This window comes from Anseongella ginsenosidimutans (assembly GCF_008033235.1).
Taxonomy (GTDB): domain Bacteria; phylum Bacteroidota; class Bacteroidia; order Sphingobacteriales; family Sphingobacteriaceae; genus Anseongella; species Anseongella ginsenosidimutans.
Window position 1 is genome coordinate 1,924,056 of sequence record NZ_CP042432.1, and the last position, 13,375, is coordinate 1,937,430.

Consider the following 13,375-nt stretch of genomic DNA (forward strand, 5'->3'; position numbering starts at 1 on the left):
ATTCATCTGCGTTACGGGGGTTTCCGGGAGCGGAAAATCATCACTGATCACGGAAACTCTTTATCCGATTCTGAACCGGCATTTTTTTAATGCAAAGAAGAAGCCCCTGGCTTACGCCGAAATCCGCGGCCTGGAACATATCGATAAGGTGATCGAAATTGACCAGTCGCCCATTGGCCGTACCCCGCGCTCCAACCCCGCAACGTATACCGGGGTCTTTTCGGACATACGCTCCCTGTTCGCCCAGCTACCGGAATCCAAGATCAGGGGTTATAAGCCGGGAAGGTTTTCTTTTAACGTGAAAGGCGGGCGCTGCGAAACCTGCCAGGGCGCGGGCATGAAAGTCATCGAAATGAACTTTCTCCCGGACGTGTTAGTTCCCTGTGAAGAGTGCAACGGCCGCCGGTATAACCGTGAAACGCTGGAAGTTCGTTTCCGGGGAAAATCCATCAACGACGTGCTGGATATGAGCGTGGAAGAGGCAGTCCCCTTTTTTGAAAACCTGACCGCCATCCATCGCAAGATAAAAACCCTGCTGGACGTGGGCCTGGGATATATTACCCTGGGCCAGGCCTCTACGACCTTGTCGGGGGGAGAGGCGCAGCGGGTAAAACTGGCGACGGAACTTTCCAAGAAGGATACAGGGAAAACTTTCTACATTCTTGACGAACCAACCACCGGCCTGCATTTCGAGGATATAAACGTCCTGTTGGGGGTACTTGAGAAGCTGGTTGACCGGGGCAATACCGTACTCGTCATAGAACACAACCTGGACGTGATCAAAGTTGCTGACCATGTGGTTGACCTGGGCCCCGAAGGTGGCGCCGGGGGAGGCACAATCATCTTTTCAGGTACCCCGGACAACCTTGCCACTAACAAAAACAGTTACACGGGACAGTTTTTAAAAAAGGAACTTCTTTTTTAGTTTAAAGTTCAAGGTTTAAAGTTCAAGGTTTAAAGTTTAAAGTTCAAGGTTCAAGGTTTAAAGTTTAAAGTTCAAGATTTAAAGTTTAAAGTTCAAGATTTAAAGTTTAAAGTTTTTAGTTTAAAGTTTTTAGTTTTTGGTTTTGACTTTGGTTTTTAGTCTTGGGTCGGTAGTTTTTAGTTTCTAGTTTTTGGCTGGCTGCGGCGGTACAGATTGGGGTTCGGTGGCCGGTCTCGCTCAGGGTGCTTTAGTATCTTGGGTGTTATGCGTTGGCCAAAATCAAAAACCGCTCGCTGCGCCAAAAATAATCCCTTAGCCGGCCCGCCTTTCGCCCTGCACCTGGAACACAAAACCGAACCATGAACTGTTGCAGCAAATCTAAAACCAGAACCAAAAACCGTTGCAAAACACCTTTAAACTCGTAACTTCAAACCAGAACCGGCAAACCCGAAACTTCGCGAACTTCAAACCTCGAACTTTAAACTAGAAACTTTAAACTATAAACCGTTGCGAAGCAACTTTGAACTTCGAACCTTGAACCAGAAACCTTAAACTGTAAACCGTTGCGAAGAACGATAAACTTCAAACTAGAAACTAGAAACTATAAACCGTTGCGAAGCAACTATTGCCCATTCGTTGAGCTGTCAATGACTTCCCATTGAACGTCGCCTTCGTTCACGGTATATTTGAGGAGCATGTTTCCGGCTATGTGGCCGTCTTCGAAGTAGGCAAGCGCCCAGTTCCGGCCCAGCAGCGTAGCATGCCAGATCCGCATATTGCCGCCCAGGACGCCCTGTTCCGGGATGAGGTCATGCTGCTGGTAAAGGCTGTTCAGCAAGTCCCTTTCAGGGTTGTTTAGTCCCCTTTGTTTAAAATAGCGGATATCGGAGTCGTTAAAGAGGCTATCGGAGAGGTTATTCAGATAAGTGTGTTTTCCTTCCATTTCGGCCATGGAGTCGGAGCGGAGTTTTAGCTCGAAGTCCAGCCCTTGTTTGCTGGCGCGCAGGGCATTCCGCTCTTTTCTTATCTGCCTGTACTGAAAAAAAAGGATGACCAGCAAAAATATGAGGATGATCTCAACTAGAATATGGTAAGAATGCTTCATTTCCGATTTTTTTTAACTGACCAAAAACCCGGCCAGTTAGACCGTTTGGGAAGTGTAACTTTTTTTCCATTCAAGGTAGCCCACGATGCACATAAATGTATAGAAAACAGATAAAGCCGCGTAGAAATACAATCCCCGGTCAATATGCAGCCAAACAGACACGCCGTTGAGGATGAACCAGTAATACCACGTGGAGAGTACCTTTCGGGCTTCCATATAAGTGGCGGTAAAGCTGAATATGGTTAGGCCGGCATCTATAAAAGGCCGGGGAGAATCGGTATGAAGATCCATGATCTGTCCCAGTCCGAGGCTTAGCAGCGTGCCCGCGAAAAGTACAAGGAGATGGCTGCGAGGGATCCAGTCGGTAACGGGAGTTTTGCGGTCCTTGTTTTTATGCCGCGACCAGAAGATCCAGCCGTAAATACCGGCAAGGATGTAGTAAAAATTCAGCCCTGCTTCAAGATACAGCTTGAACTCAATATAAAGAAACACCGTAATAGCCGAAGCGAGGATACCAAAGAGCCAGCACCAGATATTTTCCCGGATAATAAGAAGGAGGTATAGCATGCCGCAGGTTACTCCGACAATCTCGAGAATCTTGAAAATATCCATAAATCAATTCGCTGAGATAAAATATTGCACGATTTGCCGGCTAAATTAATATTTTTGCGCGGCGGGATCATAAAATAATCAATTCATGAAAGGTAACTGCTTTTTAAGGACTACTGCCTGCCTGTGGTTGATGTGTATCTTTTCATGGCCGGCGGCGGCTCAGGATAACGCTGATCGTTTCCCGGTGATTCCCCGTCCTATGAGTCTGACTGCGGCGGAAGGAGAATTTACTATTAGTCCTGCTACACTTCTTATTGCCAACCGGGAAGCGGGGGAAGCAAAGGAATTGCTTGATTTTATCCGGGAGTTCCTGTCAGTGCCGCTGGGAGGAAAAGCAATCAGGCTGAAGATAAATGAGGCCTCCGGGGAGCCGGAAGCAAATACCATTCAGTTACTCATTGATAAGAACAGCGCTATCCCGGCCGAGGGTTACCAGCTGCAGATACGGCCAGACCATATTCTATTGAAGGCGAGCAGTCCTGCGGGCGCTTTCTGGGGCTTTCAAACCTTGCGGCAGCTTATGCCCCCTTCGGCGGAAAATGCCCGGGTAGAAACGCTGAAGGTGCCCTGCGTAACGATCGAAGACGCGCCCAGGTTTTCTTACCGGGGGCTGCACCTGGATGTCGTGCGCCATATGTTTCCCGTTGAATTTATCAAAAAATACATTGACCTGATGTCGATGTATAAGCTGAATAGATTTCACTGGCATCTTACCGACGATCAGGGCTGGCGCATCGAAATCAAAAAATATCCGAAATTGCAGGCGATCTCCGCTTTCAGAAAAGAAACATTGATCGGCCATTACAGCGATCAGCCGCAAAAATTTGACGGAGACCGCTACGGTGGCTATTATACACAAAAGGAGGTGAAGGAAATTGTCGAATATGCCCGCCTTCACCATGTTACCGTTATCCCGGAGATCGAAATGCCCGGGCATAGCCTGGCGGCGCTCTCGGCTTACCCGGAACTCGGCTGCACGGGCGGCCCCTATGAAACCGAAACCACCTGGGGCGTTTTTGAAGACATTTTTTGCGCGGGGAACGAAGAAACATTTCATTTTCTTGAGAACGTACTAACGGAAGTGATGGAGCTGTTCCCCGGGAAATACCTTCATATCGGGGGGGATGAAGCGCCGAAAACGCAATGGGAGAAATGCCCGCGGTGCCAGGCACGTATACAGGCTGAAGGGCTGAAAGACGAACATGAGCTCCAGAGTTATTTTATTCAACGCATCGAAAAATTCCTGAATGAACACGGAAGGCAGATCATCGGCTGGGACGAAATCCTTGAAGGCGGCCTCGCACCCAATGCGACTGTCATGTCCTGGAGGGGAACCGAAGGCGGTATAGCCGCTGCCCGGCAAGGGCATGATGTGATCATGACACCCAATGCGCACCTGTACCTGGATCATTACCAGTCCCAAAGCCCGGGCGAGCCTGTCGCTATTGGCGGATTTACGCCGGTTAAAGAAGTTTATGAGTATGAACCCGTTCCGGAGGAGCTGAGCGGCGCTGATGCAAAGCACATACTGGGGGCGCAGGGAAATCTGTGGACGGAATACATTCCCACGACGGGCCATGTGGAATACATGGTGTACCCGCGGGCTCTTGCCCTGGCGGAGGTGGTATGGTCGCAGGCGGAAAAAAAGAATTACGATGATTTCCTGGAAAGGCTAAAGGGCAGCCTGGAACGGCTCTCAGCACTTGACGTGAATTATGCCGGGCATGTTTTTGATGTGCAGGCAAAGGCGGAAGCAGGCGCTGAGGGTATTATGGTGAACCTCTGGTCAGCAGACAAGGAGGCGGAAATACGTTATACGCTTGACGGGAGCGCGCCGGCCGCGTCATCCGAAAAGTATGTTCAACCCATTAACATTAGCTCAGGGCTCACCCTGAAAGCGATACGCTTCCGGAACGGGAAGGCCCGGGGAAAGGTGTTTGAGCAGTCCTACCTGGCTCATAAAGCTTTGGGCAAAGCCGTTGAGCTGAAAGAGGCGCCAAGTGATAAATATAATCCGGGAGGGGCACCGGCCCTGGTGGATGGTCTCCCCGGCAGCCTGCGGACGGCTGATCATTGGCTGGGCTGGAACGGGAAGGATATGGAAGCGGTAATTGACCTGGGAAAAGCCAGTCTGGTAAATTCCATCTCGCTGCACTTCGGGAATTCCAATTCGCAATGGATCTATGCACCCGCCGCGGTGGAAGTGTTATTTTCCTATGACGGGTACACGTTTACCCCTTTTTATGAAAAGGACGGCATCTCTTCCACGGAAGAAACCGTTAACATAACCATTCCGGTCGGAGAAGAAAATATCAGGTATATTAAGGTGATAGCCCGCAATGCCGGCGAAATTCCCCAGGGCAAGCCCGGGGCCGGTCATGAAGCCTGGCTTTTTGCCGATGAAATAGTAGTTGAATGAAAATGAAAAGAGATACACAAGTGTTTAAGCTCATTGATGAAGAGCTTAAACGGCAGCGTGAAGGCCTGGAGCTGATCGCTTCGGAAAATTTCACCAGCCTGCAGGTTATGGAGGCGCAAGGTTCCTGTCTTACCAATAAATATGCCGAAGGCTTGCCCAAACGGCGCTATTATGCCGGATGCCAGGTGGTGGATCAAACTGAGCAGCTGGCTATTGATCGTGCCAGGGAGCTTTTCAATGCTGCCTGGGCCAATGTTCAGCCGCATTCGGGCGCACAGGCAAATGCGGCTGTCATGCTGGGCCTGCTTAAGCCCGGCGATAAGATCCTTGGATTTGATCTCTCTCATGGCGGGCATCTCACTCATGGTTCTCCGGTAAACTTTTCGGGCCGTCTTTATCAGCCTGTGTTTTACGGAGTAAATAAAGACACAGGCCTGATCAGCTATGAGCAGATGGAAGAAAGAGCGCTGGCTGAAAAGCCGAAGCTTATTATCTGCGGCGCCTCTGCCTATTCCCGCGACTGGGATTACGAACGGATCCGTTCCATTGCCGACCAGGTAGGAGCGCTGGTAATGGCCGATATCGCGCACCCTGCCGGGCTTATCGCCAGGGGGCTGCTCAACGACCCGCTTCCTCATTGCCACGTGGTAACTACTACTACACATAAGACGTTAAGGGGCCCCAGAGGAGGAATGATCCTGGTTGGCGAGGACTTTGAAAATACCTGGGGCGAAAAAACGCCGAAAGGTGAAACAAAGAAAATAAGCGCTATCCTGGATGGCGCGGTATTTCCGGGAACACAGGGAGGGCCGCTGGAGCATGTGATTGCAGCCAAGGCGGTGGCCTTTGGAGAAGCTTTGAGCGAAGACTATTTCAACTACGTACTCCAGGTTAGGAAAAATGCCGCCCGTATGGCAGCTGCACTGAATGAGCGGGGATACGACATTATTTCCGGCGGAACCGATAACCATTTGATGCTGATCGATCTCCGGAATAAAGGTATTACAGGAAAAGCAGCTGAGGAAGCGCTGGTAGCTGCCGATATTACGGTGAATAAGAACATGGTGCCCTTTGACGAGCGCTCTCCTTTCGTGACTTCCGGGATGCGCGTAGGCACAGCAGCCGTTACCACCCGCGGAATGAAAGAAAAAGATATGGACCAGATCGTGGAACTGATCGATACTGTGCTGCAGGATCCGGAAAACGGAAATACCATTGAGGCGGTAAAGAAAAAGGTTAACGCCTGGATGCCGGAATTTCCCTTGTACGGGGAATAGAAAGGCCCTTGCATTATTGCCTGCGCTCCCCGGGAAAATTCAGGGAGCGCAGGCAATAGTAGCAATGCTCACCCGGGTGCCGGCAACTCCCAGTATCGCTGAAGCACAAGCCGCGAGCGTGGCGCCGGTGGTGATCACATCGTCTACCAGTAATACATGCCTGCCGGCCAGGCGCAGGGCATCCTGAACGCTAAAGGCTTTTTTGACGTTAAGGAAACGGTCGAACCGTGATTTTTTGGTCTGGCTTTCCGCTATTTCCGGCCTGCACAGCAGTGTGCTGTCTACTTCTTTCTGCATGGCGGCTCCCAGCCCGCTGGCAAAATACTCGCTTTGGTTATATCCGCGCTTCTTCAGGCTTGCCTTGTGCAGCGGAAGCGGACAAATTATATCGGCTTCGGCAAATCCGCTCGATTCCTTCAGCATCGTTCCATAGCGTTTGCCAAGATAAAAGCCTACTTCGGTTTGCTTCCTGTATTTGAGCTGGTGAAGCAGGTGCTGTACGCGCTCTCCTTTTTTAAAGTAAAGGAAGGAAGCCGCTGCATTGATGTCTACCCGCCCCCAGAATTGTTTTGCCGTATTGTTCTCCCGGTCCAGGTGGAAATTGGTATATGGGAGATGCTGGCTGCAATACGTGCATAAGACATGTTCCTGCTTGTACAACCCAGCGCCGCAGGCCTGGCAGATGTCCGGGAAAGCCAGGGAAATAAAATCGGAAAAATAGTCTTTCAGGTTTTTCATAGATGGTTGTTTTAGATATTGTTTATTCTTTTCTGCCCAACATTTGACGCCCCTCCTGGTCCCTGTTTTCCTTTTCGAGCAGGCTTTGTTCCGCGACGGTCAGGGGACGGTATTCCAGGCGCCCCAGGTTGGGCTGGCCGGCATTCACCCAGGCGGTGTACCAGAAGCTCCCCACTTCGAGGACAGCTTGTATCATTCTCCTTTCGATCATCCCCTGCAGGCCTTCCTCGTAGGCTGCCGAATAATCCCGGGAGTAATTTTTTACCGGCCTGTTATTTTTAAGATACACCGTGTATTTACGGTCGGAGGGAAATTTTTCGCTTAGCGTTTTTTCAATGGCGAGTACCGAATCAACGGCCCGGTAGCTTTCCCGGATAATATTCCAGGTTTTGGCGGGCAGATCGGAAATATATACCGCTTTTCCGGTGAAATAATCATAATTATCAGAAAATAATTCGGGAATGCGGCTTTCCCAGAAGCCGTGGATCCCGGTCTGGCCTGTCAGTTGTCCGTTATAGTTCATGGTTGTGTGCAGGGGAACATGCGCGTCGGCCAGGTAGTGGCCAAGGTCGGCTGAGTAACGCAGTATCCGGACGGAATCCCGCTCCCGGAAAGCCCGTGTCAGGCGGGCCGTCATCCGGAGAATATGCCAGGGGAGGATGCCGTTTTCCCGGAAGGAGCCGGAAGGGAACTTTTGCTCCATTTCTTCCCAGCCGGGCATTTTTTTCTTTAAGAAGGCTTCTCCATAGTGTTCGGTATCGAAATAGTGGCGGGCGGCTTCTTCTTCAATAATGTACCGGCGCTTGTCGGCGCTGACGGCATGTTCGGTAAGGTAGTCCAGGTTGCTTTTGTAAAAACGCAGCATCTCGGCCGGCAGCGTGAATACTGCCGTACGGTTGATTTTTTTGTGGGCGAAGAAGCCCCATTTGAAGCCGCCTGAAAGACATAGGAGCAGCAGCGAGGCCGGTAAAAAGAGGCTTCTGCCGGCAAGGATGTGTTTTTCATTTTGTAACATCGGAATAAATTTGTTTTTCAAATTATTAGCTCTATATTTGCAGTCCTTTTAGAAAAAGAGACAAAATATAACATGGCAAACCATAAATCTGCATTAAAGAGGATCAGGCAAAGTGCCGCAAGAAGGCTTAGGAATCGTTATTATGCCAAAACTACGCGTAATGCCGTGAGGAAGCTGCGGGGAACAACTGACAAGGCAGCGGCTGCAGAGCTTTATCCCCTGGTGTCTTCCATGCTCGACAGGCTGGCAAAACGTAATGTTATTCACAAGAATAACGCGGCAAATAAGAAATCCAAGCTGGCGCGGTACGTGAACACGCTTCAATAGGCAGCTTTAAAAATATATGAAGAGCGGTGCGAATTTCGTATCGCTCTTTTTTTGTTTTTCACTTCTAATTTAGGAAGTTTTTTGTAATTTCCCAGGAAATTCTACTACTATGTTAACCTTTGAAAAACGGATCAGCATCAAGGCCTGGGCTGAGGAAGACCGTCCCAGGGAAAAATTACTTCAAAATGGCCGCCACAGCCTAAGTGAAGCCGAGTTACTGGCAATCATTCTCGGATCCGGGAATGAAAACGAAAGCGCGGTGGAACTTTCCAAACGCATTCTGCAGAGCTGCGAAAATAAGCTGGATAAGCTGGGCAAATTATCGGTTACCGACTTGCAGCATTTTCATGGGATCGGCCCGGCGAAAGCTGTGAGTATCATCGCAGCCCTGGAACTCGGAAGGCGAAGGAAGGAAACAACTTCCGCAGCTGACAGCCGGATCACAGCCAGCGCCGACGTATTTAAGGTCATGCTTCCCTTCATGGAAGATCTTATGCATGAAGAGTTCTGGATGATAAGCCTTAACCGGGCAAATCGCATTATTTCCAATAAGCGCATCAGCTCCGGCGGGCTTTCCGGAACGGTTGCCGATCCGCGGATCATTTATAAGTCCGCCCTGGAGCAACTCGCTACCTCAGTGATCTTTAGTCATAATCATCCTTCGGGAAACACCAAGCCCAGCAAAGCTGATATTGAACTGACCAAAAAGCTGGTGATTGCCGGAGATATACTGGAGATCAACGTACTTGATCATGTGATCGTTTCCGACAGCGGCTTTTTCAGTTTTGCCGACGAAGGCATGATCTAAGCGCTGCCGGGAACTTTCCGCGGGCAGGAACATGCCTTCCGCGACACCTAGCCCATACCGCGGTGTTAAAGCCTGCTGTGGCGGTACTCCTTCCTGGTTTTACCGGAAACGCTGCTGCATTTTTTTGACCGCTTCATTCAGCAGGGGAGTCACGGAGGAATCCGCACTCCGGAACCACCTGATCTTCGTTCCGAACTCACGGGCCATTGGAGCTGTTATTGAATCGGTAACGGTCACTTCTGCAAAAAGGCCCTGAAGGCCGGCATCTTCCGGCCCGCCATCGCCGATCCGGATAATATGTGCGATGTTCCTGTAGTCCGGCACCCAGAGCAGGAAGGATGCGCTGACGCTGATTGCCTGCGGCAGGCCGGATCGGTAGCCATAATAGTTCAGGGCCCCGGCCTGGCCGTAATTATCGCAGAGAATAATGGTGTTTTTTTGCTCCGGGGCAGGTATTTCCCTCAAAGCGGCTACTGTTTTTTGGAGCAGCTCTTTCCGGCCCAGCATATCGGCGAAATCCTGGGGAAGGGCATGGTCGCGGAGATCTTCCCATTGCAGGATACCGGTTTGCCCAAGCCCGGTGTCTTGATAGTACTGCGCCAGCCGGGGAGGTGCCCATATGGGTAAGAGTACCGGAATCAGGGGCATTCCGGCTAACAATATAAAGCTTATGCCGGCGTACCGGATCCAGCGCCTTGACTGCGACATTTGCTCCAGCCGGAAGGCCCCCAGGGCCAGTAGAACCGGGTAGATTCCAAGTGCATAATAGCCTTTTCCCTGGAACAGGATCAGCAGGATCATTACCAGGAGAAAGGTCCAGCCAAAGACGATATACTTTTTGCCTTCGGTGTGGAAAAAAGTATAGCAGAGGCCCGTGAGCCAGATGAAGAAAACCGGAAGCGTCATCAGCAATTGCTCCGATAAGAAGGACAGCGGACTGACATGCCTTAGCTGAGTTTCGTGCAATTCTTCCATATGATGGAGGACGGGAAAATTATGCAGATATTGCCAGATCAGATTGGGAAGAAAAATCAGCAAGCCGGTCAATGCGGCCAGGTAAAGATGCTTTCCGGCAAATAACTTTCGCTGCGGAGATAATGCTAGTGCAACAGCCAGCGCCAGGAGAAAGATGGCAACGGAATATTTGCTCAGAAAGCCCAGGCCGGCCGTAAAGCCCAGCAGATAGATAAACTTATTTTCCTGCCGGTCGATATAACGGAATACCCAGTACGCTGCCAGCGTCCAGAAAAAAACATCCAGAAAGTTCGGCTGGAACAGGAAATGCAGCCGAAGAAAAGCGGTAAAGATAAAAGCCAGGAAAAGCAGGAATAGGGCCGGGCCTTTTCCTCCCAGGCGCAGCACTATTTTACCGGCAAGCAGGAAAGTAAGGGCCCCGAAAATGGCTGGCCATAGCCGTACCCAAAATTCATGATCGCCGGATAACAAGCTTACCCAGGCCAGCAGGGAAAGCAAAGGAGGCGCTTCCAGGTATCCCCAATCCAGGTGCCGGGCTTCTGCCAGGTATAAGAATTCATCCCGGTGTAACTCATAAGCCGGATGCACGATCAGGAAAGGAAGCAGGAATTTTACAAAAGCAAGTATCCGGAGTAATACCAGGGCCTTGTCAACCGGGAGCGCTTGTTTCCTGCCGTTCATACAAAGGTTAATGTAATAAAATTTTACCTTTGCCCTCGAAAAATATTTTGATCCGGCATTTATGAAAATTTCTTATAACTGGCTGAATGAATATATCCAAACCGGTAAGTCGCCTGCCGAGTTGTCGGCCCTGCTTACCGGAACGGGGCTGGAGGTAGAATCCCTTGAAAAGGTTCAGTCCATCCCGGGCGGATTGGAAGGCCTGGTAGTGGGAGAAGTGATCTCCAAATCACCGCATCCCAATGCTGACCGTTTAAACCTCACGCTGGTTGATGTTGGCGCAGAAGCGCCGCTGCGGATTGTCTGTGGAGCCGCGAACGTGGCGGAAGGGCAGAAAGTAGTAGTCGCTGTCGAAGGAACCACGGTGTATCCGCTTTCGGGCCAACCTTTTGAGATCAGGAAAGCTAAAATAAGAGGCGAAGCGTCGTCAGGGATGATCTGCGCCGAAGACGAGATCGGGCTTGGACGTTCACATGACGGCATCATGGTGCTGCCCGCGGACGCCGTACCCGGCACGCCTTTGAAAGAATATTTCAAGCTCCGGGATGACTGGGTAATGGAAATAGGGTTAACGCCCAACAGGGCGGATGCAGCTTCTCATATAGGCACAGCCCGCGACGTGGCCGCAGTACTGAAAAAGAAAATTACTTATCCCTCCCTCGAAGATTTCCGGGAAGGGACGGGCCTGCAGCCGGTAAAGGTCCGGGTGGCCGATGAGGAAGCTTGTATCCGGTACAGCGGATTAGTTATTCAGAACATTACGCTTGGAGAATCCCCGCGCTGGCTGCAGGACCGGCTAAAGGCGATTGGTGTGAAATGCATCAATAATGTCGTGGATATTACCAATTATGTGCTTCATGAAACAGGACAACCGTTGCATGCTTTCGACCTGGAAGCTATCCGGGGCGGTGCAGTTGTCGTAAAGACATTGCCTGAAGGAAGTACATTCCTTACCCTCGACGGAGTGGAGCGCAAGCTTTCCGCGGAAGACCTTATGATATGCGATGCTGACGGCGGTATGTGTATTGCCGGCGTTTTCGGAGGAGCGGACTCCGGGATCAGGGAAGACACCACCGGTATTTTCCTGGAGTCGGCCTGTTTTAATCCCGTGAGCGTGAGGCGTACGGCGAAAAGGCATGGATTGAAGACCGACGCCTCCTTCCGTTTTGAAAGAGGAACGGACCCGAATGCCACGTTATTCGCATTAAAGCGGGCAGCGATGCTGATCTGTGAAATTGCCGGCGGTGAAATACCTTCAGAATTGATCGATCTGTACCCCAGAGAGGTGAAGAAAGCGGAGGTCCACTTTTCTTTTGAAAATGCCCGGCGCCTGATCGGGAAGGAAATCCCCCGGCAGGAGATCCTCGCTATCCTGGAACACCTGGAGATCGCGATCCTGAAAGAAGACGCAAACACCCTTACCCTGGCCATCCCTACCGCGAAAGTGGACGTAACCCGTGAAATTGACGTGATTGAGGAGATCCTCCGCATTTACGGGTATGATAACGTGGAAATGCCAGCGAAAGTTAATGCCTCCCTTTCCTATTCGCAGAAACCGGACGAAGCGTCCCTGCGGCACAGCATTGCTGATCTGCTTAGCGGCAAAGGCTTCTTTGAGATCATGTGCAATTCCCTTGGAAGCTCTTCCCATACCAGGCTTATACCGGCGCTTGAAGAAGAGGAAGCAGTAAAGATCCTTAACCCGCTCAGCAGCGAGCTGGACCAGATGCGCCAGACACTCCTTTTTTCCGGACTTCAGTCCGTAGCCTATAACCTTAACCGTAAGAATACCGATCTGAAATTTTATGAATTCGGGAAAGTGTACCGGAAAATGGGAGCCGGCTATGAAGAAAAAAGAAAGCTTTCTCTGTATGTTACCGGGCGGAAGTTCCCGGAAACCTGGAACAGCGATAAAAGCAAGGCGGACATCTTTTACCTGAAGGGGTTTGTGGAAGCCGTACTGCAAAAACTGGGCATTCAGCCCGGGGAATTCAAACCCCTGGAAAATGATTTCCTGGAAGAAGCGTTTGAATACAGCTCCGGGGGCGAACGCCTTTTGCGTTCGGGAAGCGTGCCGGCCGGAATAAACGCGGCATTTGAAATTGAAGCGCCCGTATTTTATGCGGAGTTTGAATGGGACCAGTTGCTTCGTTTAAGGCGGGAACATAAAGTAACTTACAGGGAAGTGCCTCGCTTTCCCGCAGTTAGACGTGATCTTTCCCTGCTGATCACCAATGAGGCCAGCTTTGGATACCTGGAGCAGATAGCGCGGAAGACGGAGAACAGGATTTTGAAGGAAGTTAGTATATTTGATAAATATATTTCCGGCGAGGGGCAAAAAGGGCAGCTTCCGCCGGGAACAAAGTCCTACGCTTTGAGCTTTGTTTTAAGGGACGATGAGCAAACGCTGACGGAAAAGCAAATAGACCAGGTAATGCAGCGTTTGATCAGGGCTTTTGAGAAGGAAGGCGTAGAAATTAGAAAATGAACCTC

The 13,375-nt window shown here is 50.6% G+C and carries 11 protein-coding genes; 6 read left to right on the forward strand and 5 right to left on the reverse strand.

Features of this window, described 5'->3' with window-relative positions; translation table 11 throughout:
- Nucleotides 1–148 precede the first annotated feature (148 nt).
- Entirely contained in the window at nt 149–925 is a 777-nt protein-coding gene (locus FRZ59_RS19975) for an excinuclease ABC subunit UvrA (RefSeq protein ID WP_432417392.1), read from the forward strand.
- A 622-nt stretch (nt 926–1,547) separates the two neighbouring features.
- Here FRZ59_RS19975 and FRZ59_RS08135 read toward each other — a convergent pair.
- Entirely contained in the window at nt 1,548–2,030 is a 483-nt protein-coding gene (locus FRZ59_RS08135; protein ID WP_132129425.1) for a hypothetical protein, read from the reverse strand.
- A gap of 36 nt (nt 2,031–2,066) precedes the next feature.
- On the reverse strand, nt 2,067–2,642 hold the full coding sequence (pnuC, locus tag FRZ59_RS08140) for a nicotinamide riboside transporter PnuC (protein WP_132129426.1): 576 nt from the start codon (nt 2,640–2,642) through the stop codon (nt 2,067–2,069).
- Between the two features lie 85 nt (nt 2,643–2,727).
- On the opposite strand from pnuC, the gene FRZ59_RS08145 reads away from it, so the two are divergent.
- Nucleotides 2,728–5,061, forward strand: a complete 2,334-nt coding sequence (locus FRZ59_RS08145; RefSeq protein ID WP_207910292.1) for a glycoside hydrolase family 20 protein — start codon at nt 2,728–2,730, stop codon at nt 5,059–5,061.
- 2 nt (nt 5,062–5,063) lie between these two features.
- On the forward strand, nt 5,064–6,338 hold the full coding sequence (glyA, locus tag FRZ59_RS08150) for a serine hydroxymethyltransferase (RefSeq protein ID WP_132129480.1): 1,275 nt from the start codon (nt 5,064–5,066) through the stop codon (nt 6,336–6,338).
- A gap of 39 nt (nt 6,339–6,377) precedes the next feature.
- Here the strand turns inward: glyA and FRZ59_RS08155 are convergent, their stop codons facing one another.
- Both FRZ59_RS08155 and FRZ59_RS08160 read right to left on the reverse strand, forming a co-directional pair.
- Nucleotides 6,378–7,076, reverse strand: coding sequence for a ComF family protein (locus tag FRZ59_RS08155; RefSeq protein ID WP_132129427.1), 699 nt, complete (start codon nt 7,074–7,076; stop codon nt 6,378–6,380).
- A 22-nt stretch (nt 7,077–7,098) separates the two neighbouring features.
- The gene (locus tag FRZ59_RS08160; RefSeq protein WP_132129428.1) at nt 7,099–8,091 is read right to left on the reverse strand and encodes a zinc dependent phospholipase C family protein; all 993 of its coding nucleotides are present in this window, start codon (nt 8,089–8,091) and stop codon (nt 7,099–7,101) included.
- 72 nt (nt 8,092–8,163) lie between these two features.
- Here FRZ59_RS08160 and rpsT point away from each other — a divergent pair, with 72 nt between their 5' ends.
- Both rpsT and radC read left to right on the forward strand, forming a co-directional pair.
- Nucleotides 8,164–8,418 carry a 30S ribosomal protein S20 gene (rpsT, locus tag FRZ59_RS08165; RefSeq protein ID WP_132129429.1) on the forward strand — a complete coding sequence of 85 codons (255 nt, stop codon included), beginning with the start codon at nt 8,164–8,166 and terminating at the stop codon, nt 8,416–8,418.
- Nucleotides 8,419–8,527: 109 nt separating this feature from the next.
- Nucleotides 8,528–9,226, forward strand: a complete 699-nt coding sequence (gene radC, locus FRZ59_RS08170; protein WP_132129430.1) for a RadC family protein — start codon at nt 8,528–8,530, stop codon at nt 9,224–9,226.
- Between the two features lie 99 nt (nt 9,227–9,325).
- Here the strand turns inward: radC and FRZ59_RS08175 are convergent, their stop codons facing one another.
- Nucleotides 9,326–10,882: a glycosyltransferase family 39 protein gene (locus FRZ59_RS08175; protein WP_132129431.1), complete on the reverse strand. Its 1,557-nt coding sequence runs from the start codon at nt 10,880–10,882 to the stop codon at nt 9,326–9,328.
- Between the two features lie 61 nt (nt 10,883–10,943).
- Here FRZ59_RS08175 and pheT point away from each other — a divergent pair, with 61 nt between their 5' ends.
- Nucleotides 10,944–13,370 carry a phenylalanine--tRNA ligase subunit beta gene (gene pheT, locus FRZ59_RS08180; protein ID WP_132129432.1) on the forward strand — a complete coding sequence of 809 codons (2,427 nt, stop codon included), beginning with the start codon at nt 10,944–10,946 and terminating at the stop codon, nt 13,368–13,370.
- The last annotated feature ends 5 nt before the right edge of the window (nt 13,371–13,375 follow it).

Coding starts and splice junctions, on each gene's coding strand:
- FRZ59_RS08135 (WP_132129425.1), bottom strand. CDS start 2,030: ATGAAGCATTCTTACCATATTCTAGTTGAGATCATCCTCATATTTTTG.
- pnuC (WP_132129426.1), bottom strand. CDS start 2,642: ATGGATATTTTCAAGATTCTCGAGATTGTCGGAGTAACCTGCGGCATG.
- FRZ59_RS08145 (WP_207910292.1), top strand. CDS start 2,728: ATGAAAGGTAACTGCTTTTTAAGGACTACTGCCTGCCTGTGGTTGATG.
- glyA (WP_132129480.1), top strand. CDS start 5,064: ATGAAAAGAGATACACAAGTGTTTAAGCTCATTGATGAAGAGCTTAAA.
- FRZ59_RS08155 (WP_132129427.1), bottom strand. CDS start 7,076: ATGAAAAACCTGAAAGACTATTTTTCCGATTTTATTTCCCTGGCTTTC.
- FRZ59_RS08160 (WP_132129428.1), bottom strand. CDS start 8,091: ATGTTACAAAATGAAAAACACATCCTTGCCGGCAGAAGCCTCTTTTTA.
- rpsT (WP_132129429.1), top strand. CDS start 8,164: ATGGCAAACCATAAATCTGCATTAAAGAGGATCAGGCAAAGTGCCGCA.
- radC (WP_132129430.1), top strand. CDS start 8,528: ATGTTAACCTTTGAAAAACGGATCAGCATCAAGGCCTGGGCTGAGGAA.
- FRZ59_RS08175 (WP_132129431.1), bottom strand. CDS start 10,882: ATGAACGGCAGGAAACAAGCGCTCCCGGTTGACAAGGCCCTGGTATTA.
- pheT (WP_132129432.1), top strand. CDS start 10,944: ATGAAAATTTCTTATAACTGGCTGAATGAATATATCCAAACCGGTAAG.